The sequence below is a fragment of the Ramlibacter sp. genome, assembly GCF_035548915.1.
Taxonomy (GTDB): Bacteria; Pseudomonadota; Gammaproteobacteria; order Burkholderiales; family Burkholderiaceae_C; genus Ramlibacter.
On record NZ_DASZSE010000044.1, the window covers coordinates 96,218 to 119,194 of the forward strand.

The 22,977-nt window shown below is 66.7% G+C and carries 22 protein-coding genes; all 22 read left to right on the forward strand.

The features are described from left to right. The 22 genes from VHA82_RS18455 (at position 1) to VHA82_RS18560 (ending at position 22,974) form a co-directional block, all read left to right on the forward strand. Entirely contained in the window at positions 1-1,254 is a 1,254-nt protein-coding gene (locus tag VHA82_RS18455) for a branched-chain amino acid ABC transporter substrate-binding protein (RefSeq protein ID WP_325546473.1), read from the forward strand. A 31-nt stretch (positions 1,255-1,285) separates the two neighbouring features. Beyond that, positions 1,286-2,878 (forward strand): MFS transporter, encoded by a 1,593-nt coding sequence (locus VHA82_RS18460; protein ID WP_325546474.1) that lies wholly within the window; start codon positions 1,286-1,288, stop codon positions 2,876-2,878. Positions 2,879-2,903: 25 nt separating this feature from the next. Further along, the gene (locus VHA82_RS18465; protein WP_325546476.1) at positions 2,904-4,550 is read left to right on the forward strand and encodes an FAD-dependent monooxygenase; all 1,647 of its coding nucleotides are present in this window, start codon (positions 2,904-2,906) and stop codon (positions 4,548-4,550) included. Next, complete coding sequence (locus VHA82_RS18470; RefSeq protein WP_325546478.1) at positions 4,540-5,991, forward strand: FAD-dependent oxidoreductase; 1,452 nt, start codon at positions 4,540-4,542, stop codon at positions 5,989-5,991. Before VHA82_RS18465 ends, VHA82_RS18470 begins: the two co-directional genes overlap by 11 nt. After that, on the forward strand, positions 5,969-6,499 hold the full coding sequence (locus VHA82_RS18475; RefSeq protein ID WP_325546480.1) for a nuclear transport factor 2 family protein: 531 nt from the start codon (positions 5,969-5,971) through the stop codon (positions 6,497-6,499). Before VHA82_RS18470 ends, VHA82_RS18475 begins: the two co-directional genes overlap by 23 nt. Before the next feature lie 101 nt (positions 6,500-6,600). Next, the gene (locus VHA82_RS18480; protein ID WP_325546482.1) at positions 6,601-7,566 is read left to right on the forward strand and encodes a LysR substrate-binding domain-containing protein; all 966 of its coding nucleotides are present in this window, start codon (positions 6,601-6,603) and stop codon (positions 7,564-7,566) included. Beyond that, positions 7,500-8,648 carry an acyl-CoA dehydrogenase family protein gene (locus VHA82_RS18485; RefSeq protein ID WP_325546484.1) on the forward strand — a complete coding sequence of 383 codons (1,149 nt, stop codon included), beginning with the start codon at positions 7,500-7,502 and terminating at the stop codon, positions 8,646-8,648. The genes VHA82_RS18480 and VHA82_RS18485 overlap by 67 nt, the downstream gene beginning before the upstream one ends. Before the next feature lie 17 nt (positions 8,649-8,665). Continuing rightward, a complete protein-coding gene (locus VHA82_RS18490) occupies positions 8,666-9,814 on the forward strand; it encodes an acyl-CoA dehydrogenase (protein WP_325546486.1) in 1,149 nt (382 codons plus the stop codon). 1 nt (position 9,815) lies between these two features. Beyond that, positions 9,816-11,078 (forward strand): aromatic ring-hydroxylating dioxygenase subunit alpha, encoded by a 1,263-nt coding sequence (locus VHA82_RS18495; protein ID WP_325546488.1) that lies wholly within the window; start codon positions 9,816-9,818, stop codon positions 11,076-11,078. After that, entirely contained in the window at positions 11,075-11,983 is a 909-nt protein-coding gene (locus tag VHA82_RS18500; RefSeq protein WP_325546490.1) for a VOC family protein, read from the forward strand. The genes VHA82_RS18495 and VHA82_RS18500 overlap by 4 nt, the downstream gene beginning before the upstream one ends. 6 nt (positions 11,984-11,989) lie before the next feature. Beyond that, positions 11,990-12,502: an aromatic-ring-hydroxylating dioxygenase subunit beta gene (locus VHA82_RS18505; protein ID WP_325546492.1), complete on the forward strand. Its 513-nt coding sequence runs from the start codon at positions 11,990-11,992 to the stop codon at positions 12,500-12,502. Beyond that, a complete protein-coding gene (locus VHA82_RS18510) occupies positions 12,499-13,287 on the forward strand; it encodes an SDR family oxidoreductase (protein WP_325546494.1) in 789 nt (262 codons plus the stop codon). The genes VHA82_RS18505 and VHA82_RS18510 overlap by 4 nt, the downstream gene beginning before the upstream one ends. Next, on the forward strand, positions 13,284-14,306 hold the full coding sequence (locus tag VHA82_RS18515; RefSeq protein ID WP_325546496.1) for an amidohydrolase family protein: 1,023 nt from the start codon (positions 13,284-13,286) through the stop codon (positions 14,304-14,306). Before VHA82_RS18510 ends, VHA82_RS18515 begins: the two co-directional genes overlap by 4 nt. Then, the gene (locus tag VHA82_RS18520; protein WP_325546499.1) at positions 14,303-15,328 is read left to right on the forward strand and encodes a 2Fe-2S iron-sulfur cluster-binding protein; all 1,026 of its coding nucleotides are present in this window, start codon (positions 14,303-14,305) and stop codon (positions 15,326-15,328) included. Before VHA82_RS18515 ends, VHA82_RS18520 begins: the two co-directional genes overlap by 4 nt. 7 nt (positions 15,329-15,335) lie before the next feature. Beyond that, positions 15,336-15,668: a bifunctional 3-phenylpropionate/cinnamic acid dioxygenase ferredoxin subunit gene (locus VHA82_RS18525; RefSeq protein WP_325546501.1), complete on the forward strand. Its 333-nt coding sequence runs from the start codon at positions 15,336-15,338 to the stop codon at positions 15,666-15,668. Positions 15,669-15,696: 28 nt separating this feature from the next. Further along, entirely contained in the window at positions 15,697-16,653 is a 957-nt protein-coding gene (locus VHA82_RS18530; RefSeq protein WP_325546503.1) for an acetaldehyde dehydrogenase (acetylating), read from the forward strand. 12 nt (positions 16,654-16,665) lie between these two features. Continuing rightward, positions 16,666-17,682, forward strand: coding sequence for a 4-hydroxy-2-oxovalerate aldolase (gene dmpG, locus VHA82_RS18535; RefSeq protein WP_325546505.1), 1,017 nt, complete (start codon positions 16,666-16,668; stop codon positions 17,680-17,682). Further along, positions 17,679-18,872, forward strand: coding sequence for a CoA transferase (locus VHA82_RS18540; RefSeq protein ID WP_325546507.1), 1,194 nt, complete (start codon positions 17,679-17,681; stop codon positions 18,870-18,872). The genes dmpG and VHA82_RS18540 overlap by 4 nt, the downstream gene beginning before the upstream one ends. A gap of 17 nt (positions 18,873-18,889) precedes the next feature. After that, complete coding sequence (locus VHA82_RS18545) at positions 18,890-19,645, forward strand: SDR family oxidoreductase (RefSeq protein ID WP_325546509.1); 756 nt, start codon at positions 18,890-18,892, stop codon at positions 19,643-19,645. A 4-nt stretch (positions 19,646-19,649) separates the two neighbouring features. Next, positions 19,650-21,188: an acyl-CoA synthetase gene (locus VHA82_RS18550; RefSeq protein ID WP_325546512.1), complete on the forward strand. Its 1,539-nt coding sequence runs from the start codon at positions 19,650-19,652 to the stop codon at positions 21,186-21,188. Between the two features lie 88 nt (positions 21,189-21,276). Then, entirely contained in the window at positions 21,277-22,026 is a 750-nt protein-coding gene (locus VHA82_RS18555; RefSeq protein ID WP_325546513.1) for an electron transfer flavoprotein subunit beta/FixA family protein, read from the forward strand. Positions 22,027-22,029: 3 nt separating this feature from the next. Continuing rightward, the gene (locus VHA82_RS18560; protein ID WP_325546515.1) at positions 22,030-22,974 is read left to right on the forward strand and encodes an electron transfer flavoprotein subunit alpha/FixB family protein; all 945 of its coding nucleotides are present in this window, start codon (positions 22,030-22,032) and stop codon (positions 22,972-22,974) included. Positions 22,975-22,977: the final 3 nt, after the last annotated feature.

Below are 22,977 nucleotides of genomic sequence, written 5' to 3' on the forward strand. Positions count from 1 at the left end.
GTGAAAAGCACTTCCCTCGCGGCCATCGGCATCGCCTTCGCTGCCGCCTTCGGTCCTCTTGCCGTACAGGCGCAGACCGTGAAGGTGGCGTTCATCGACCCGATGTCGGGGCCGCTTGCCGCGACCACGCAGAACCAGCGCCGCAACATCGACGAGACGCTGGCCTACCTGCGCAAGCGGGACAAGTGGCCGGACGACTTCAAATTCGAGGTGGTCCCGTTCGACAACAAGAACGAGCCGCAGACGTCGCTCATCCAGCTGAACAAGGCGGTCAACGAAGGTTACCGCTTCATCCTGCAGGGGCTGAGCTCCAGTGTGAGCCACGCGATGATCGAAGGGGTGAACAAGTACAACGAGCGCAACCCGGGGAAGGAAATCCTCTTGCTCAACCCCACCTCGACGGACACCGAGCTCACCAACGAGAAGTGCAGCTTCTGGCATTTCCGCTTCGAGCCCAACACCGACATGAAGGCCGAGGCGACCACCTCCCAGATCGTGCAGAACATGCCCGAGGTCAAGAAGATCTACCTGATCAACGCAAACTATGCGATGGGCCAGGCGACGTCGAAGGCGCTGAAGGAGCTGCTGAAGCGCAAGAAGCCCTCGCTCGAAATCGTCGGCGACGACCTCGTGCCGTTCAACCAGGTGAAGGACTACTCGCCCTACGTGGCCAAGATCAAGGCGTCCGGCGCCGACCTCGTCGTCACCAGCCTCTTCGGTCCCGACATCATCGGCATCCTGAAGGCCGCACGCGACGCGGGCATCAAGACGAAGATGTTCACCTACTACGCGCACAACCGGGGCGTGGCCGGCTCTCTCGGCGACGCCTTCGTCGGGCAGGTCTACAACACGACGCTGTGGAACCCGAACAACCCGCCGGACTTCAAGGGCAGCGAGCTGCTCACGGCTTTTCGCAAGAAGTATCCGGGCGACGACATCAACGTGCCCAACATTCCCAACGTGTTCGCGATGGTTGCCGCGGCGGTCCTGAAGGCGAAGAGTACCGAGCCCGTGAAGGTCGCGTACGCGATGGAGGGGATGAAAATGAACGGCCTGGCCGACGAGATCGAGATGCGCAAGTCGGATCACCAGCTGCAGCAGCCGCTGTACGTCACGACCTACGTGAAAGTGGACGGCAAGGACAAGGACCTGAAGTTCGACACCGACGGCTCCGGCTACGGGTGGAAGACGATCAAGCGGCTCGATGCCTTCGTCGCGAGCCAGCCCACCTCGTGCCAGATGAAGCGTCCGTAACGACTGCCTCCGCTCGAGGGCGCGCCGCCACGTGAACGCATCCTCCGTCACCGTCGCGGCAGTGCCCGTGTGGACGCCGCTCGCCGTTGCGGCATTCCGCGGTGTGTGGGTCGCGGGGACGCTGTTCTACATCGGCAACGCGATGCTGAACATGGCCGCTTCGTGGCTGATGATCGAGATGACGGGCTCGCCCTTCCTTTCCGCGTTGGTGCAGACGGCCTCGTTCCTGCCGATGTTCCTGCTGTCGCTGCCCGCCGGCGTGCTCGCCGACACAGCCGACCGGGTGCGCCTCGTGAGTTGGGTGCTCGGTGCGTACGCATTGCTCGCGGCTGCCTTCTCGGCGCTCGCCCTCGGTGGGCTGATCGGGCCGGCGGCCGTCCTGGCTTTCACGTTCACGTTGGGCATGTGTTCCGCGCTGCAGACGCCTTCGGCGAACGCGGTCGGCATCGACCAAGTCCCTCCGTCGCTGCTTGCCCCCTCGGTGACGCTGATCGCGATGGCGTTCAACGCCGCGCGCGCGGTCGGTCCCGCCCTCGCGGGCCTTCTCTTTGCCGCTGTCGGCGGCGGTGCCGTCTTTGCCGTCGGTGTCTTCACCGCCGTGGGCCTCATGGCAGCGGTGCACAGGTGGCCGCCCCCCGAGCTCACGGGGCAGCGGCTGCCTCCCGAGCGCATGTGGAACGGGATCGTCACCGGTCTGCGCTACGCGCGGCACGCGCCCGCCATCCGGTCGCACCTGGTGCGCACCGTCGCGTTCGCCATCTCGGGTGCGTCCGTCTGGGCGCTTGCGCCCGCCGTCGCGCAGAGGCTGGGCCTCGGCGCGACGGGGTATGGACTGCTCATGGCTTGCATGGGCAGTGGCGCCGTCACCGGCGGCTTCTTCACAGGGCTCCTGCGAGCGCGGATCGGTCTCGAGCGGCTCACGCGCGCCTGCACCATGACCTTCGCTGTGACCATCCTCGTGTGTGCCTTCTTCGGGCAGCGGGAAGTGGTGTTTCCCGCGCTGTTCGTGGGCGGCGCGGCGTGGATCGGCATCACCGCCAGCTTGAATGCGGCGGCGCAGACCGGCGCGCCGCGCTGGGTGCGTGCGCGCGTGGGCTCGATGCATACGGTGGCGGCGCTGGGTTCCTTCGCGATCGGATCCGCGGCGTGGGGCGCGCTTTCGAGTCTTGTCGGCGTCGATGGCGCGCTCGTCGTTTCATCCGCGGCGCTGGTTCTCACGCTCCTGGCGAGCCGGTGGTTTCCGCTGAGCGTCGGTGCACAGGAAGACGCGGCCCTGGCCGCGCCTTGGGCCGGCCTCTTCGTCCTGCGCGAGCCCGAGGCCGATGCCGGGCCGGTCGCGGTGGAGATCGCATATCACGTCGCGGATGCCGATGTCGATGACTTCCTGCGGACCGTCCGGGAGCTTTCGTCCTTCCGCAGGCGCGACGGTGCCTACTTCTGCCGCATCTACCGGGACCTCGGAAACCCGTCGCGTTTCGTGGAACGGTTCATCGTGGCGAGTTGGGCCGACCACTTGCGCTGGCGCGCAAGGGCGACGGTCCGTGCCACGGCGCTCGAGGAGCGTGCGCGCCAGTTCCAGATTCGCGGCGAGCCCGTGACCACCCATTGCTACCTTGCGCAGTAGTGATCGACCTTCCCGAAGCCATCGCATGAATTCATTCGACGTCGTGATTGCGGGTGCGGGTCCGGTGGGCCTCGTGCTCGCGATCGATCTGGGACGCAAGGGCGTGCGCACGCTGCTGCTCGAAAGGGACGCGGAGACAAAGGCCTATCCGAAAATGGACCGCTCCAACGCACGCACGATGGAGTTGTTTCGCCGTCTCGGCCTGGCCGATCGGGTGCGCGCACTGGGCTATCCGGCGGACGCGTCCATGGATGTCTTCATCGTGACGCGCCTGGCCGACGAGCCGATCCTGCGCTTGCGCTATCCGACGGTGGCCGAACACCGCGCGGCCATCGCCGCGTGCAAAGATGCCTCCGAGCCGCTGGAGCCCTACCAGCTCGTGTCGCAGAACGACCTGGAGCCGATGCTGAAGGAAGTTGCCGAAGCCACGCCGAACGTCACGGTACGCTTCGGCTGCGCGCTCGCGGGCTTTTCGCAGGACGCAGAAGGCGTTCAGGTGCACCTGCAACCCTCTGGCAGCGCGCCCGAGCAGGTGCGCAGCCGCTATCTCGTGGGCTGCGATGGGGCGACGAGCCTCGTGCGCAAGACGCTCGGCATTCCGCTGCAGGGGCGCGGCAGCCTGCGATCGCTGCGCCAGGTCACGTTCCGCTCGGAGACCTTGTACGAGCAACTGGGTTGCAGGCAGGGCCGCCACTATTACTTCGCCGATGGCGGCGGCGGCGCCATCGTCGTGCAGGGCAGCCGCAAGGAGTTCACGATGAACGCCGCGCTCCCCGAGGATGCGGACCTCGAGCAAGCCGTGCGCGAGCATGTGGGGTTCGACTTCGATTTCCGGATCACGGCGACGACGAGCTGGAAGCACCATCTGCTGCTCGCCGAGCGCTACCGCGAAGGCCGCGTGTTCATCGCCGGCGACGCGGCGCACCTCATGATTCCGACGGGTGGTCTCGGAATGAACACAGGCGTGGGCGATGCCGTCGACCTCGCCTGGAAACTCGCGGGCACCGTGCACGGGTGGGGCGGCCCCGGACTGCTGGCGAGTTACGAGATCGAACGTCGCAAGGTGGGCGCGCGCAATGTCGAAGCCGCGGGCTGGGCGGCGGCCGGTGTCGGGATGTGGCGATCGCTGTGGAAGCCGCAGGTTTCGCACGCCACGGCCGAGGGCGCCGCGTTGCGCAGCGAGATCGCGCTCGCCGCGGATCTGCATCACCGGCGCGTGCACGAGATGGCCGGCGTGGAGCTGGGCTACAGCTACGCGGGCTCCCCGCTCATTTCCAGCGAGACGGGAGGGGGAGACGAGTGGGAAACGACCCGCTACAGGCCGCACACGCGCCCGGGCGTGCGGCTGCCGCATGTGTGGCTTGCCGACGGGCGGGCGATGCAGGACGCTTTGGGCGACGGCTACACGCTGCTGGACCTCGACGGCCGGCTGCGAGCGGACGAGCTTGCCGAGGTCCACGGCGCCTTCGCTGCGCTCGGGGCGCCTTTCGACGTCGTGCAGCTGCATGAACCGCACGTGCGCGAGGTGTTTGGGTTTCCACTCCTGCTGTTGCGCCCGGACCTGCACGTGTACTGGCGCGGGCATGCAATGCCGGCGAGCGCCGGCGCGCTCGCACGTGCCGCGACCGGGCATTCAGGTGCGAATCCGGGGGGCGGTGTGCATGCCGACTGAATTTGCCCTCCAGGCGGATGTAGTCGTTGTCGGAGCCGGCCTCGCCGGCAACGCGGCCGCGCTCGCCGCAGCCGAAGCGGGCGCCACCGTCTGTCTGCTGGAAAAGGGCCGGGCATTCGGCGGTTCGTCGGTTCTTGCAGGCGGGGGACTCGCCTTCGCCGGCACCGACATGCAGCAGGCGCTCGGGATGCAAGACAGCGTCGAAGCACTGCGCCGCGACCTGCTCGAGACCGGGGCCGGCAGAAACGACCCGCAGATGCTGCAGGCGTACCTCGACCATCAGTTGGCCACGTTCGAGTGGCTGCGCGAGCGCGGTGTCGACTTCAAGCTTGCGCCTGCGACGTTGCCCGGTGGCGTGAACCGGATCCACGGCACGGAAATCGGCGAGGTGACACGCGTGCTTCATGGCCGCGTGCTCGCGCATCCGAAGGTGGTGTATGCGCGCAACGCGCGCGTGCACCGACTTCTGCGCAGCGCTGTCGGCCGCGTGCATGGCGCGCGGGCGGAAATCGAGGGTCGCGAAGTTGGCGTGCAGGCCCACCGCGGCGTCGTGCTCGCAAGCGGCGGCTTCGTTCGCAATGCGCAGCTGCTATGCACTTTCGCGCCCCAGTGGATCGATGCCATCAAGATGGGAGGGCGCGACAACACCGGAGACGGTTTCCTCATGGCCTGCGCGCTCGGCGCCGGTCTGGCCGACATGGCGTACATCGAGGCGACGCTCGGCGCATCGCTCGATCGCTACCCCGATCTCGCGCAGCGCGAAGGCGATTCGCCAAGCCTGCTGTTTCCCGTCATCCGGGGTGCGATTCTCGTGAACCTCGACGCACGACGCTTTGCGAACGAGTCGCTCAACTACAAGGTGCTCGGCGCCGCGGGGGCCAGGCAGCCGAAAGGCGTTGCGTTCCAGATCTTCGACCGCAAGGTCATGGAGCGGTCGCTGCCGTCGCCTGCGCCCGCGAACTACAAGGAAGCGCACCGGCGCGGCATCGTTCGCGCGGCCGACAGTGTGGCCGCGCTTGCGCTCGGCCTCGGACTCGATGCGGCGCGCCTGCGGGAAACGATCGACCGCTACAACACAGCCGCGCTGAACGGTGCCGACCCGGAGCACGGCCGTCCGATTCCCGACTACGGAACGCCGGGCGGCGCGTGCATCGACACGCCGCCGTTCTACGCGTTTGCGTGCGCAGCCGCGCTGACCACGACCTATTGCGGCATTCGCACGGATGCGCGGATGCGCGTGCGAGATGTCTGGGGCGAACCGATCCCCGGGCTCTACGCCGCCGGTGAAGTCACCGGCGGCTTCCACGGCGCCGCTTACCTGAGCGGCACCGCCCTCGGCAAGGCGGCGGTGCATGGCCGCCTCGCCGGCCTTGCTTGTGCCCAGGACTTGTCTCAGGACCCACGCCATGACCCACGCCATGACCCACGCACGCCCCGCTGACCCGAACGATGTGCTCGACCTCATCGACGTCGCGCAGGACCCCTCCGACTCGCCGGAAGGCCGCCGTATCGCACGGCGCCTGATCCGCCACTGGTGGACCACCGTGCGAGCGAAGGACCTCGACTCGCTCATGACCGTTCTTGCGGACGACATCGTGATCGAGCTGCCCTTCAACGAATCGGGCCGCAACGAAGAGGGAGCATTCCGCCGATACCAGGGTGCGGAGCAGGTCCGCGGGTTCTGGAGCACCGCCTTCAAGGCGGAAGGACAGAGCCATGGAATGACGGATGTGGAAATCACGGTCAGCGCCGACGGCGGCAAGGTCTTCGTCGAAGGTCGGGGAAATCTCACGATGGCGAACGGCAAGAGCTACCGCAACCGCTACGTGTTTCGATTTCTGATCGAGCAGGGGCGGATCCGGCACGTGCGGGAGTACTACAACCCCATCACCTCGGCCCACGCTTTCGGCCGCCCCGTGGCTGGGAAGTTCACCATCGATTCGCTCTGAACAAATTTCGCCGCCCGGCTGCTTACTAGTTGACAAGCAAGTAATTGAGAGATAACTTCCGGGATGCGCGCCGGGCCTGCGCCCGCACAGGAGACACCCTTATGAAAAAGCTGCCACCCCTCAACGCCGTGCGGGCCTTCGAAGCCGCCGCGCGCCACGTCAGCTTCACAAAGGCGGCGGCCGAACTTTGCGTGACCCACGGTGCCGTGAGCCGCCATGTGGCTACGCTCGAGGGATGGCTCGGCGTGCGCCTGTTCCAGCGCAATGCGTCGCATCTCACGCTGACGGCCGCGGGCTGGAGCTACCTGCGGGACGTCTCCGTGGCGCTGGAAAGGCTGGAGTCCTCGTCGATGTACCTCATGCAGCGGCTGGCGCCGTCGGTGCTGCGCGTGAATGCGGCGCACGCGTTCGCGATGCGATGGCTGATGGGCCGGATCTCCGCGTTCAATCGCAAACATCCCGAGATCGAGCTGCGGCTGTCGACCTCCGACAGCCCCGCCGATTTCCGCGTCGACAACTACGACGTGGCGATCCGCACGAGCGTCGGGCCCGCGCACGAATGCAACGTCGCCGCCGTCATGCCGGATGTGCTGGCCCCCGTATGCCATGTCGACCTCCTCGACTCCACGCCCTCGCGTACGGTCGCCGATCTCGCGGGCCTGACGCTCATCTCTTATGGCGCAGCACCGGTGAGCTGGGATGACTGGATCGCGGTTGAAGAAACCGGCGGCGTCCGCGCGGGCGGCACGCTGCACTTCGAATCCATGTGCCTTGCTCTGCAGGCGGCTCGCGAAGGGCTGGGCATTGCCTTGATCCCGCTCGGGCTCGTGGCCGACGAACTGGTCGCCGGACAGATGTGCGTTCCCTTCGGCAAGCGCGGCCTCAGGCAACTCGGCTGGGACGCGTACTTCACCGGCGGCGCGGGCACGTGCCCGGTGGTCGGCGCATTCGTCGAGTGGCTCGCAACCGAAGGCCGCGACACGAAACGACTTCTCGATGAATGGGCATCCGAAAAGGGCTGGGCTCTGGATCGCACCGTCGAAACACTTCTCCAGGAGCAATCTTGATTACCTTTGAACTCAGTGAAGAGCAGAAGATGGCGCAGTCCGCCATGCAGGACTTCGCTTCGAAAGTTCTCGGTCCCGCCGCGCAGAAAGCCGACAGGGCCGCGCACGCCGACGACGCGACGCTCGACGAATTGTGGGAATCCGGCATCGTCCAGTCGCAGATCGACCAGCCCGAGGCCGACCGCTCCGCCGTGCTGAACGCGATCATTCTGGAAGAGCTTGCCGCGGGCGATGCATCGCTCGCGCTCTCGCTCGCCGCGCCGCTCGGCTACGTGCGTGCCGTTGCGCAGCAGGGCTCGGCCGCGCAGCGCGCTGCCCTGTCGGAGTTCGCCGGCAGCGACCGCTTCCGCGCGGCCGCGATCGCCCTGATGGAGCCGCACTTCGGATGGAACCCGCGCGCGCTGAAAACGAAGGCCACACGAGTGGCGGGTGGCTGGCAGCTCGATGGCGCGAAGACCATGGTCCCGTTTGCCGAACGCCTCGACAAGCTCCTGGTCATCGCGGCGTCGCCGGAGGGCGACAAGGCTTTCATCCTCGACGGCAAGGCTGCCGGCCTGAGCGTCTCGAGCCGGCACAACACGCTCGGCTTGCGCTGTCTGCAGATGGGCGACGTGCGCCTGCAGGGCGTACACGTTGCCGAGGCGAATGTGCTCGGGGAGGGTGCGGCCGTGGACGTGCAAGCCATCATCGACTCCGCGCGCGTCGGCCTGGCTGCCGTCATGACGGGCCTGTCGCGCGGCATCACCGACTACGTGATTCCCTACACCAAGGACCGAGTCGCGCACGGCTCGGCGCTCGCGCGCAAGCAGGTCGTCGCGTTTCGCATCGCGGACATGCACATCGAGACGAACGCCATGCGCTGGATGAGCTGGCGCGCGGCGTGCGACATCGAGAAGGAAGCCGCCGATGCGACGCGCAGCGCGCAGCTGGCGTACACCTACGCGGCGGGCCGCTGCATGTCGATCGCCGACGAGGCCGTGCAGGCATTCGGCGGCCACGGCTATGTCCGCGCCCACCCCATCGAGATGTGGTATCGCAACGCGCGTGTCCTCGGCATGCTCGAAGGCCTCGCCGCCGTCTGAATCGAACTGGAGCCCAAATGGTTGATTTCACCCTTACCGAAAAAGACAGGCACATCCTCGGCATCCAGCTCGAAGACGAGCAGACGGTTCTGAAGTACGCGCGCTACTACGACCAGCACCACGACGAGCTGCAGCCGGAGGAGCTCCCCGAGGCGGCCGGGCGGCCGAATCCTTACGAGCTCGCGCACAGCGAGGAAGGCACGAGCGGCGCCGTGCTCACCGAGGCGCTCCTGCATTTCCACACGCCCGATGTCCGCATGCGGATCACGCGCAGCGGCTTGGGCGACAAGATCGTGAACTACGGCGGCACCGCGCAGCAGAAGGCGCGCTGGGGGCACAAGACGCTCTCCATCGCGATCACCGAACCCGGCGCGGGTTCCGACCCGATGATGATCACCGGCAAGGCTCGCTATGACGCCGCAACCGACGAGTGGATCCTCAACGGCGAAAAGATCTACTGTTCGCAGTTCGGCATGGCCGACGGCGCGGTCGTCATGCTGCGCGGCGAGCCCGACGCGAACAACATCCGACCTTTCCTGTCGTTCGTCGTCGAGAAGGGCACGAAGGGCCTGCAGGTGCTGGGCCAGGTCGACAAGATGGGCTGCCGCAACTGGGACACCGCCGACTTCGTGCTGCAGGACTGCCGCGTGCCGGCCATCAACAAGCTCGACGTTGACTTCGGCGGGGCCTTGCAGGTGTTCAACGGCACGCGGCCGATGGTTGCTGCGATGGGCATGAAGTACGCCCGCAGCATCATGGAGGTTGTGTTGGCCAAGCTGGCTGAACAAGGCCAGGACATCGACTATGGGACCAACACGCATGGCCGCAGCGCCGTGCAGGAAAAGCTGCTGGGGATGGAGGCCGAATACGAGGCCGCGAAGCTCGTGGTGCTCCATTCGAAGTGGACGGAACAGAACCAAGGCAACGCGAGCAAGGCCACGATGAAGGAAGCCGCCGAGGCCAAGGCGATCGGGGGACGCGCCTCGCGGCGCATCAGCCAGGAGGCGCTGGCGCTCCTCGGGCCGTCGGCCCTCGCCGAGGAAAATTTCCCGGAGAAGTGGTTTCGCGACGCACGCATCTTCGACATCTTCGAAGGCCCCGGCGACATCTGCCGGCTGATCGTCGCGCGGCACATCCTCGGCTATTCGAAGAGGGAGCTCAGCTGACATGGATGCCGCCCGGAAATTGATCGACGCGACCGAGGACACATACCGGGTCTCGCGCGCCTGCTTCACCGACGCCGACATCTATCGGGCGGAGCGTGACAGCATCTTCAACACGTGCTGGCTGTACCTCGGCCACGGCTCCGAGCTTGCGAAGCCGGGGTCGTTCGTGACGCGATCCGTCGGCGGGCGGCACCTGCTTTTCAATCGCGACGCACAGGGCGAGTTTCACGCGTTCTTCAACACCTGCCCGCACCGCGGCGCGACGGTATGCCGCGAGCGCGCCGGCAACGCGAAGAACTTCACTTGTGCCTACCACGGCTGGGTGTTCGCGGCCGATGGCAAGCTGCGCAACGTGCCGGGCATCGAGACCTACTGCCAGGGCTTCGCGGACGACCCGAAACACAACCTGGTGCCGGTTGCGCGCCTGGAGCAGTACCGTGATTTCTGGTTCGTCTGTTACGACCGCGACGCCATCAGCCTGGTCGACTACCTCGCCGGTTCGGCCGAATACCTCGACCTGCTCGCCGACCAGTCCGAAGCCGGTATGGAGATCGTCGGCGGCACGCAGGAATACCAGATCAACGCGAACTGGAAGCTGCTGGTCGAAAACAGCATCGACGGCTACCACGCACCGACCACCCACTCGACCTATCTCGACTACCTGCGCGACGCGAACGGACCGAGCGGCATCATGCCGGGCATCGGCAAGGCACTCGACCTCGGCAACGGTCACGCCGTCATCGAGTACCTGGCGGCATGGGGTCGCCCGGTTGCGCACTGGACGCCGTCGCTGGGCGAGGACCGCAAGCCCGAGCTCGACGCCGTGATGCGCAAGCTCGTGCAGCGCCATGGCCCCGAGCGGGCGGAGCGCATCGCGCAGAGCAATTTCAACATGCTGATTTTCCCGAACCTCATCGTGCTCGACATCATGTCCGTCTCGCTGCGCACGTTCTACCCGTGCTCGCCCGACCAGATGGAGGTCACCGGCTGGGCACTCGGGCCGTCCGAAGAAAGCGAATCGCTGCGCGCGACGCGGCTGGACAACTTCCTCGAATTCATCGGCCCCGGCGGATTTGCGACGCCGGACGATGTGGAGATGCTCGAGCACTGCCAGCGCGGCTACGCGAATGCGCGCGAGACGGGCTGGAACGACATTTCCAAGGGCATGGCGCGCGATGCGCCGATGTCGCACAAGGACGAGCGGCAGATTCGCGTGTTCTGGCAGCAGTGGCGCAAGTACGTCGAAGACAGGGCGCACCCATGAGCCCGATTCGATACCGCCGACTCGGCTACGTCGCTTTCGAAGTGACGGACCTGCAGCGGTCGATCGCCTTCTACCGCGATGTCGTCGGGCTGCAGCTCGAGACGGCGGACGAGGGCGCGGCTTTCTTCCGATGCAGCGAAGCCCACCACGATTTCGTGCTGTATGCGGCAGCGGCACCGGGCCTGCGCCGCGTCGCGTTCCAGCTGGAGAGCGCCGAGGTGCTCGCGCGTGCGCGAGAGTACATCGCGGGGCTCGGGTGGCCGGTCGCAGCCGTGCCCGGGAACGAAACGGCCGCACTCCATCAGGGCGAAACATTCCGCTTCCGGTTGCCGGTGAACAACCTGCAAGTCGAGTTCTACGCCGAGATCGAGCCGGGTGCGACGCCCTGGATCCCGAGCGTGGCGAAGATTGCGCGCATCGGCCACTGCGTGATCGCATCGAACCAGCCGGAGGCGATCGTGCGCGACCTGCTGGACCACCTCAATTTCCGCGTCTCGGACAAGTTCGGTGAAGCGGTGACCTTCATGCGCTGCTTCCCGAACCCCTATCACCATTCGTTCGGTGTGGCGCGTGCGGAGACCGACCGGTTCCATCACCTGAATTTCATGGTGGTCGACATCGACGACATTGGCCGTGCAACGAACCGCCTGAAGAAAAACGGCGTCGAGATCGTCTTCGGACCCGGACGCCACGACATTTCGGATTCCATCTTCCTGTACTTCCTGGATCCCGACGGAATGACCGTCGAGTACAGCTTCGGGATGGAGGAGTTCGACGAGCATAGCCCGCGCGCGGCGCGCCTGCTGCCGACGAAGCCGGAGGTACTCGACTCGTGGGGTGGATTGCCGACGCCGCGCATGGGCAAGCAGGGCCGCCTCGTCAACGAAGAGCCCGTGAAAGGCTAGCCGAACATGCACCCGACCCACACAGCAATCGCAGCCGCGACGGTCTCACGAGCGGAAGTCGAGGATTTTCTATTCCACGAAGCCCGGCTGCTCGACGAGTGGAAGCTCAGGGAGTGGGAAGCGCTCTTTGCGGCCGACGGTGTCTATCACGTGCCGACCACGGGCGCGCCCGAAGCCGCATCGCCGGCCACCACGCTGTTCTATGTGGCCGACGACCGTTTGCGCATCACGCAACGCGTCACACGGCTTCTGAAGAAAGGTGCGCACGCGGAGTACCCGCGATCGAAGACGCGCCACATGATCACGAACGTGCGCATCGAAAGCCGCGAGGGCGACGAGCTCGTCGTGCAGTCGTCGTTCTTCGTTCACCGATCGCGCGACGGGTCGAGCCAGTCCTACGTCGGCCACTACCGCCACCGTCTCGTCGTCGAAGATGGCCGCTTCATGATCCGCGAGAAGCGTTGCACGCTCGACACGGACTCGCTGCGCCCCCTCGGCCGCATCAGCATCGTGTTGTGAGCGCGTCCGTGCAGACCCCGCAAGCCGCCCGCCGTTTCGAAGGACAGGTCGCCGTCGTCACGGGCGCCGCGCAAGGCATCGGCCGTGCCATCGCGCACCGGCTCGCAGGCGAGGGCGCTTCACTGGTGCTCACCGACTTGCTCGACGAAGAGTTGCGGGCCACCGCCGCGGAGGTTGCGCAGCGCGCGGGCGGGGAGGTCGTGTACTGCAGCGGCGATCTTTCGCGCGAGGAGAGCGCCGAGGCACTGCGCAAGCGCGCGATCGAGCGCTTCGGGCAAGTCGATGTCCTGGTGAACAACGCGGGCGGCGGCGTCATCGCGCCGTTCCTGAGCCACACACCCGAGACGCTGCGCGCGACCATCGACCGCAACCTGTGGACGCTGCTGTGGGTCGTGCGCGCCATTCTGCCCGGCATGGTCGAACGCAACTACGGCCGCATCGTCAACCTGGGTGCCGACTCGGTGCGCAACGGTCTGCACAACCACGCTGCGTACAACGCCGCCAAGGGCGGCATGCACGGCCTCACGACCGGGCTCGCTCGCGAGTTCGCGAAAAGCGGTGTGACCGTCAATACGGTCGCGCCGTGCGCCGTGGCCACGGAAAAATTCCGCAAGGCGATGAACGAGCGTCCTCTTGCCGTCGCGCCGTACCTGGACGTCATTCCGATGGGGCGACCCGCGGAAGAGGACGAAGTCGCCTCGATGGTGGCCTACCTTGCCTCGCGCGAAGCCTCGTTCGTCACCGGACAGGTCGTGAGCGTCAACGGCGGAAGCGCGATGCTGTGACGGCGAAGCCTGCGACCCATCGCGCCATCGACGTCCACACGCATGTGGTGCCGGGCCGGTTTCCCGCGTACACGGGGCGGACGGCGCGAGACCTCTGGCCGTCGATGGCCGATGCGCCGAATTGCCATCGGCACGTGATGCTCAAGGGCAGCATCTATCGCACCGTCCCGCATTCCTGCTGGGACTGCGCGGCCCGCGCCGCCGACATGCCTGCCATGCAGGTCGGGCGGCAGGTGCTTTCGCCCATGCCGGAACTGCTGTCGTACTGGCTGCCGGCCGATGACGGGCAGGCGATGTGCCGCTTCCTGAATGAAACCATTGCGGAGTTCACCGCGTCGGACCCGACGCGGTTCACCGGCCTGGGTGCGGTGCCGCTGCAAGACGTCGATGCGGCCATCGCGGAGTTGCACCATGCGATCGACGCGCTGCATCTCGCGGGCGTCGAGATCGGCACGAACATCAACGGCACGGTCATCGGCGACGCGAGCTTCGAGCCCTTTTTCGCGGCCGCGGAGGCGCTGGGAGCCGCGGTGTTCGTTCATCCGCTGCGGCCCTCCGGGCTGGACCGGGTCGTCGGCCCTGCGATGCTGGAACAGGTGCTTGCGTTTCCCGGCGAAACCGGGCTTGCCGCGGCCTCGCTCATCACCGGGGGCACGCTCGCCCGCCATCCCCGCCTTCGCATCGCATTCAGCCACGGCGGCGGAAGCCTGCAGGCCCTGCTGCCGCGCCTGCAGCATGGCTGGCATGCGTTTTCGAAGCTGCGCGAAGCGGTTGCGCAGGAGCCCGCTGCCGCGGCGCGCACGATGTTCTACGACAGCCTCGTCTACGACGCGGCTGCGCTGAAGCGCGTGGTCGACGTGTTCGGCGACACGCAGGTGATGGTCGGCTCGGACTACCCGTTCGCGATCCTGGACAAGGACCCCACCGCAGGTATCCGTGCGCTGGATTGCGACGATGCGGCACGCGAGCGCCTCTTGTGGCGCAATGCTTCGCGCTGGCTCGGAAAGGCCGATGAGTGACGACGACAGACCACCTCATTTCGCTCGCCGGAACGGATCGGACCTACGCATGCGCGGCGGGAGACACGCTGCTGCGCGCTGCCTTGAGGGCAGGCGTGGGCATCTCGTACGAATGCAACGCGGGCTCCTGCGGCACCTGCAAGGTCGAACTGCAGCAGGGCGAAGTGACAGACCTGTGGCCGCAAGCGCCGGGGCTATCGGCGAAGGATCGTCAACGGGGCCGGCGCCTTGCTTGCCAGTCGGCTCCGCTCGGGTCTTGCACGATCAAGACCCGCCTGTCCGACGAGGCGCTCGCGCGGCATGCTCCGGTACGACGCCGCGCCGTGCTGGTCGACCGACGCGCCGTGACGCACGACATCGCCGAATTCACTTTCCGCGCGGACGGCGCGGCGCAGTTCCAGGGTGGCCAATACGCCATGCTTCGGCTTGCCGTATCGGGGGCCCCTCGCGCCTATTCGATGTCCAACACAGCCAATGCGGACGGCCTGTGGAAGTTCATGGTTCGACGCACACCCGAAGGCGTCGTGAGCAACGCACTTTTCGGTCTCGCGGCGGGCGCCGAAATCGAACTCGACGGCCCCTTCGGCCTGGCGTATCTGCGCGAGCAATCCCCTCGCGACATCGTCTGCATCGCGGGCGGCTCCGGTATCGCACCCATGGTCTCCATCCTCGATGCGGCTTCCGAAAGCGAGCATGCGCGCCATCGCGGCGCCTGGCTTTTCTACGGTGGCCGCGGACCCGCGGACGTTCCGGTGATCGACGACATCCTGGCGTCGCACCACCTCGAGCGCGGCTTGCAGTGGCACCCCGTCATCTCCGTGCCGGCGCTGGCCCAAGGGGGCGACTGGGCCGGCGAAGTCGGTTTCGTCCACGAGCTCCTGCCGCGCAAACTGCCGCGTCCGCTGCCCGAGTACGAGTTCTATTTCGCAGGGCCGCCGCCGATGATCGAAGCCACGGTGCGCCTTCTCGTGCTGGGCCACAAGGTTGCGGCGAGCCAGATGCACTACGACCGTTTTTTCTGAGACGCACATGAGCTCAACTGCCGGCGAACTGGCGCTTTGCAAGACCGCGGACGTGGACGAGGGCGGCGCGGTGCAAGTCACCGTCGAAGGCTACAAGCCCTTCGCCGTGTACCGCGTCGAAGGCGAGTTCTACGTGAGCGACGACACCTGTACGCATGGGGAGGCATCGCTCTCGGAGGGCAGCGTCGAAGGCGCGGAGGTCGAATGCCCCTGGCACAGCGGCCGCTTCTGCCTGAAGACGGGGACGGCGCTCACCTTTCCGGCTGTCGTCGCGGTGCGCGTGTACCCCGTGAAGGTCCGCGAAGACACCATCTTCATCAACCCCGATGCCGACCAGTGAATCTCCAGTCGCCTCGATCCACTCACGCATGACGAACTCCCGCAAGCTACGCGTTGCCATCATCGGCAGCGGCAATATCGGTACCGACCTGATGATCAAGGTGCTGCGGCATGCGCAGCATCTGGAGATGGGCGCGATGGTAGGCATCGATTCCTCCTCCGACGGTCTGGCACGCGCTTCGCGCCTCGGCGTGCCGACCACGTGCGAAGGCGTCGAAGGACTGATGCGGATGCCGGGCTTCGGGGAGATCGACATCGTTTTCGACGCCACGAGCGCTTCGGCGCACGTGAGGAACGACAGGTTGCTGCGAACCGCGCGTCCGGCGTTGCGCCTGATCGACCTCACACCTGCGGCGATCGGGCCGTATTGTGTGCCGGTCGTGAACGGAGCGGATCACCTGGACGCGCCGAACGTGAACATGGTGACGTGCGGCGGGCAGGCGACGATTCCCATCGTGGCCGCCGTGAGCCGGGTGGCAAAGGTCCACTATGCGGAGATCGTCGCGTCGATCGCGAGCAAGTCGGCCGGGCCGGGCACGCGCGCGAACATCGACGAGTTCACCGAAACCACGTCGCGTGCCATCGAAACGGTGGGTGGCGCGGCGAAGGGCAAGGCCATCATCGTGCTGAACCCCGCCGAGCCGCCCCTGATCATGCGAGACACGGTCTTCGTGCTGAGCGACCTCGTCGCGCAAGACATGCTTGGCGCTTCGATCGAGCAGATGGTCGCCGACGTTCACGCCTACGTGCCCGGCTACCGGCTGAAGCAGAAAGTGCAGTTCGAGCGCATCGACAAGCCCATCCGGATCCCGGGCGTGGGCCATGCCATGCAGGGCCTGAAAACCTCCGTGTTCCTCGAAGTGGAAGGTGCCGCGCACTACCTCCCGGCCTACGCCGGCAACCTCGACATCATGACCAGCGCCGCCATGGCGACGGCGGAGCGAATCGCCGCGCGCCTGCCCGATCGCCCCGGCGTTGCCGCCTGAAGGACCACGACCGTGAACGGCAAGAAGATCTACATCTCCGACGTGACCCTGCGCGACGGCAGTCACGCCATTCGCCACCAGTACTCGGTCGGCGATGCCGCCCGCATCGCGCGCGCGCTCGACGAAGCCGGTGTCGATTCCATCGAAGTGGCGCATGGGGACGGGCTGCAAGGAGGAGGTTTCAACTACGGCTTCGGCGCGCATACCGACCGCGAGTGGATCGAGGCCGTCGCCTCGGCCGTGAAGCGCGCGAAGGTCGCGACGCTGCTGATCCCGGGCATCGGCACCGTCCATGACCTGAAGGAAGCGTATGCCGCCGGCGCGCGCATCGTGCGCATCGCCACGCATTGCACCGAGGCCGATATCTCGAAGCAGCATATCGAACATGCGCGGGAGCTCGGCATGGACACCGTGGGCTTCCTGATGATGAGCCACATGACGACGCCCGCGGCGCTCGCGCAGCAGGCGAAGCTGATGGAAAGCTACGGGGCGACCTGCGTGTATGTCGTGGACTCCGGCGGAGCGCTCGGCATGCAGGACGTGCGCGAACGGTTCCGCGCGTTCAAGGACGTGCTGAAGCCGGCAACGCTCACCGGCATGCACGCACACCACAACCTGAGCCTCGGCGTCGCCAACAGCATCGTCGCGGTCGAAGAGGGCTGCGACCGCGTCGACGCGAGCCTGGCCGGCATGGGCGCGGGCGCCGGCAACGCGCCGCTGGAGGTGTTCATCGCCGCCATCTCGCGCCTGGGCTGGAACCACGACTGCGACGTGATGAAGCTCATGGACGCGGCCGACGACATCGTGCGGCCGCTGCAAGACCGGCCCGTGCGCGTCGATCGAGAGACGCTCGCGCTCGGCTACGCAGGCGTCTACTCCAGCTTCCTGCGGCATTCGGAGGCGGCTGCGAAGAAGTACGGCCTGAAGACGGTGGACATTCTGGTCGAACTGGGGCGCCGCCGCATGGTCGGCGGGCAGGAGGACATGATCGTCGACGTGGCGCTCGACCTCGCGGGAGCAAGGGCATGACGACGCGGAACCCGACGCCATCGCAACCCTGCACGGGGGTGCGCGTGATCGAACTGTCGGCAATGATCTCGGGCCCCTATTGCGCACAGATGCTCGCCAGCGTGGGTGCGGAAGTGATCAAGGTCGAACCCCCGGGCGGCGACCTGTTGCGCCAGTCGCGGCCCGTCTACCGCGACATGGGCGCACTCTTCACGCACCACAACCGCGGCAAGAGGAGCATCGGGATCGACCTGACGAACGAGGAGGGCCGAAAGCTGGCACAGGACCTCATCGCGGGCGCCGATGTCGTCGTCGAGAATTTTCGCCCGGGCGTGATGCAGAAGCTGGGGCTCGGCTACGAGGAAATGTCCAGGCGCAATCCTCGTCTCATCCACGTCTCGATCACCGGCTATGGCCTGGACGGCCCCTACGTGAAGCGGCCGGCCTACGACCAGGCGATCCAGGCCCTTTCCGGCTACTGCTGGATCCAGGGCAACGACGGGAAGCCCGAGGCGGTGCGCAGCACGATCGTCGATCGGCTGTCCGGCGTCACCGCCTATCACGGCGTGCTGGCCGCGCTGCTGCATCGGGAGCGAACCGGCGTGGGCCAACTCGTCTCGGTGCCCTTGCTGGACGCATACGCGGCGGTGATCCTTCCCGGCAGCACCAACAACGAGACCTTCCTGGACGCGGACTTGCCGCACTACCAGCCGCGCAATATCTACCAGCCCATCGCGACACGCGACGGCTACGTGATGGGCCACATCCAGACCGACGCGCAATTCGAGGCCGCCGCGCGCCTCTTCAAGCGCGAAGACCTGATTGCCGATCCGCGCTTCAAGGGCGTCGGCAACCGCCTTTCGCACATCGAGGAGCTTTGGGGCGAACTGGCGATCAGCGCACGCGCCATGGGCACCGACGAGGTGATCGCGCTGTGCGTCGCCAACGACGTGCCCATCAACCGGGTGAACCGGGTGCAGGATCTGATGGTCGACCCGCAGGCGCTGCACAACGAGACCTTCTTCGACTACGAGGATCCCGAATACGGGCGCCTGCGCCAGCTGAATTTCCCGGTCAAATTCTCGGCCGGCCCGAAGACGGCGCGCGTGCGCGCGCCGAAATTCGGCGAACACACGGCCGACATCCTCCGCGCCGCGGGCGTGTCGGATGAGCAGGCCGAAAAGCTGCGCAGCTCGCGCGTCGTCTTCTGATCCGGCGGAGCCGCGCCATGAGGTTCAAGGACAAGTCGGCGCTGGTCGTCGGAGCTTCGGAAGGCATCGGCCTCGCGTGCGCACGCATGATGGCCGGCGAGGGTGCCACCGTCTTCATGATCGCGCGCGACGCGGCCCGGCTCGCCGCGGCCGCGCAATCCGTGGGACCGCGCGCGGTGGCGATCGCGTGCGACGCGACGAATGCGCCGGCCGTCGCGTCGGCAGTGCGCCAGGTGCTGGAGACGGCCGGACGCGTGGATGTGCTCGTCAACGCCGTGGGTGGCAGCACGATCGTCGCCAACGCCGGCAGCCTGATGGAGGACATGGCGCTCGAAGACTGGCAGCAGCTCTTCTCGTTCAACCTCGATCCGATGTTCTTGTTCTCGAAGGCGGTGATTCCGGCGATGAAGCAGCAGCGCGGCGGCAGCATCGTCAATCTGTCCTCGCTTGCGAGCCGCGGCACGGGGCCGATGGTGAGCGCCGCCTACGTTGGATCGAAAGCAGCGGTGACGGCGGTGACGCGGAAGATGGCTTTCGAGCTGGGCCCGGACGGAATTCGCGTGAACTCGATTTCGCCCGGCCTCACTTTGTCCGCGCGCCTCGAGCCCACCTGGGACCGCCTGGGAGAAGCGGGCCGGGCCGAGCTATGCAGCCGGATTCCGCTTCGCAGGGTTGCCACACCCGAAGACCAGGCGCGCGTCATTTGCTTCCTGTGCTCCGAAGACGCGGGTTTCGTGACGGGTGTGAACATCGATGTGACCGGCGGGCAGTAGGAATATGGCGCAGGGACACATCGTCAGCGGTTCGCGGAAACTGGGCACCGAGGCCCTGCAGGAGCGAGCCGCGCGTGCTGCGAGCGGGTTCGAGCAGTTGGGCGTGGGCGCCGGCGACACCGTCGTGCTGTACCTGCGCAATGACTTCGCCCTGATCGAGGCAAGCCTGGCGGCCGGGATGGTGGGAGCCTACCCGGTCCCGGCGAATTGGCACTTCACCGCGGAGGAAGCGGCGTACCTGTTCCAGGACACGGGCGCGAAGGTCATCGTGGTGCATGCCGATCTGCTGGAGGCGATCGAGTCCGCGATTCCTGCCGATGCCGCCGTGCTCGTCGTTTCCACGCCGCCGGAGGTCCAGGCGGCCTATCGGATCGCCGCGCGCGGCGCGACGGCGCCCTCGCGGCCCGAGTGGGACGCGTGGGTGGCAAGTTTTCCGGCGCGGGACAAACCGCCGGTGCCGGCACCCGGCACGATGATCTACACGTCCGGCACCACCGGCCGGCCGAAGGGAGTACGCCGCCTTCAGCCGACGGCGGCGCAAAGCCGACTGGCCACCCACGTCTGGAGCAGCACCTTCGGGTTCGATCGCATCGAGCCCTCTTCGCTCGTCACCGTGGTGACCGGGCCGATGTACCACTCGGCGCCGAATTCCTACGGCATCCTCGCCGCGCGCATGGGCGGCACCGTCATCCTTCAGCCGCGGTTCGACGCGCTCGAACTGCTGGCACTCGTCGAGCGCCACCGCGTAACGCACCTGCACATGGTGCCGATCATGTTCAACCGATTGCTGAAACTCGACGCGAGCGAGCGCGAACGCTGGGACCTGTCGTCGCTGCAGTTCGTCATCCACTCCGCGGCGCCCGTTTCGCCCCTTGTGAAGCGCGAAATGCTTCAGTGGTGGGGGCCGGTGATCTTCGAGTACTACGGGACGAGCGAAACGAGCATCCTCGCCTCGTGCGGACCGCAGGAGTGGCTCGAGCACCCCGGCACCGTCGGCAAGCCCTTGCCCGACGTGGACCTGAAAATCTTCACCGACGATCCCGGTGCCGGCAGCGCCGCGCCGGGGCCGATCGGCGCGCGCACTGCGCAGCGGGCAGGGTTTACCTATCACCGCGACGATGCGAAGCGCGAACGTGCGAGCCGCGACGGCTATTTTTTGACCGGAGACATCGGCTACCTCGACGCCGACGGCTTCCTGTTCCTGTGCGACCGGGCAACGGACATGATCATCTCGGGCGGCGTCAACATCTACCCGGCGGAGATCGAGGCCGAACTGCACAAGATGCCCGGCGTGAAGGACTGCGCCGTCTTCGGCATTCCCGATGAGGAATTCGGCGAATCGATCTGCGCCGTCATCGAGACGCCGGATGGCGCCGCGATCGGTGCGGATGACGTGAAGTCGTATCTGCGAGGGCGCTTGGCCGGCTACAAGGTCCCGCGCCGTGTCGAGTTCGGACGCGACCTCCCGCGCGAGGACTCGGGCAAGATCTTCAAGCGCAAATTGCGGGCACCCTACTGGGCCGGCACGGGTCGGACGATCTAGGCCAGGGCCGTCACCGGGGAAGCCCACGATCTTCGCGCAGTCGTCCGGCTTGCCGGACTCTTTCAAATCAGATACACAGGTCGTTCCAATGAAAATTCTGGTTCCCGTGAAGCGAGTGGTGGACTACAACGTGAAGGTGCGTGTGAAGTCGGACCAGACCGGCGTGGACGTCGCCAACGTCAAGATGAGCATGAACCCCTTCGACGAGATCGCTGTGGAAGAGGCGGTCCGGCTGAGGGAAAAGGGCATCGCGACCGAGGTCGTCGCCGTCTCCTGCGGCGTGCAGCAGTGTCAGGAAACGCTGCGGACCGCCATGGCGATCGGCGCCGACCGCGCGATACTCGTGCTCACCGACGTCGAACTGCAGCCGCTCGCGGTCGCCAAGCTGCTGAAGGCGCTCGTCGACAAGGAGCAGGCGGGCCTGGTGATCTGCGGCAAGCAGGCCATCGATGACGACTGCAACCAGACGGGTCAGATGCTGGCCGCACTGGCCGACCTGCCGCAGGCGACCTTCGCCTCGAGGGTCGAAGTGGCCGAGGGCAAGGCAACCGTCACGCGCGAAGTGGACGGCGGTCTCGAGACGATTTGCATGACGCTGCCCGCGGTGATCACCACCGACCTGCGCCTGAACGAGCCGCGCTACGTGACGCTGCCCAACATCATGAAGGCGAAGAAGAAGCCGCTGGACACCGTGAAGCCCGAAGACCTGGGCGTGGACGTGAAGCCGCGCCTGAAGACGCTGAAGGTCGTCGAGCCGCCCCAGCGCGGTGCCGGCGTGAAGGTGCCCGATGTCGCGACGCTCGTCGCGAAGCTGAAGAACGAAGCGAAGGTGATCTAGCCCATGGCTGCTCTCGTCATTGCCGAACACGACAACGCGCGTATCCGCGGCGCGACCCTCAACACCATCACGGCGGCCATCGCCTGCAGCGGCGAGGTCCACGTGCTCGTGGCCGGGGCCAATGCGGCAGAAGCCGCGAAGGCCGCTTCGCAGATCGCGGGCGTCGCGAAGGTGATCCACGCGGACGGCGCGCAATTCGAGCACGCCATGGCCGAGAACATCGCCGAACAGGTACTGGCAGTCGCCAGGGGCTACTCGCACATCGTGTTTCCTGCCACCGCAGGCGGCAAGAACGTCGCCCCGCGCGTCGCGGCGAAGCTGGATGTGGCGCAGATCAGCGACATCACGAAGGTCGGTGCCGCCGACACGTTCGAGCGGCCGATCTTCGCGGGGAACGCCGTGGCCACGGTGCAGTCGTCCGACGCCGTCAAGGTGATCACGGCGCGCACGACGGCGTTCGAGCCGGCCGCGGCTTCCGGCGGCAGCGCGTCCATCGAAAGCGCGACCCCGGTGGCCGACCGCGGCAAGTCGAGTTTCGTCGGCCAGGAGATCGCCAAGAGCGACCGGCCCGAACTCACCGCGGCGAAGATCATCGTCTCCGGCGGCCGGGCGCTCGGCTCCAGCGAGAAGTTCCACGAAGTGCTGGAGCCGCTGGCCGACAAGCTGGGCGCCGCCATCGGCGCCAGCCGTGCGGCAGTGGACGCGGGCTATGCCCCGAACGACTTCCAGGTCGGCCAGACCGGCAAGATCGTCGCGCCACAGCTCTATGTGGCGTGCGGCATCAGCGGTGCGATCCAGCACCTGGCGGGCATGAAGGATTCGAAGGTGATCGTCGCGATCAACAAGGATCCGGAAGCACCGATTTTCTCGGTGGCGGACTACGGGCTGGAGGCGGACCTGTTCACCGCCGTGCCGCAGCTGGTTGCGCAGCTGTCCGGAACAAAATAGTCG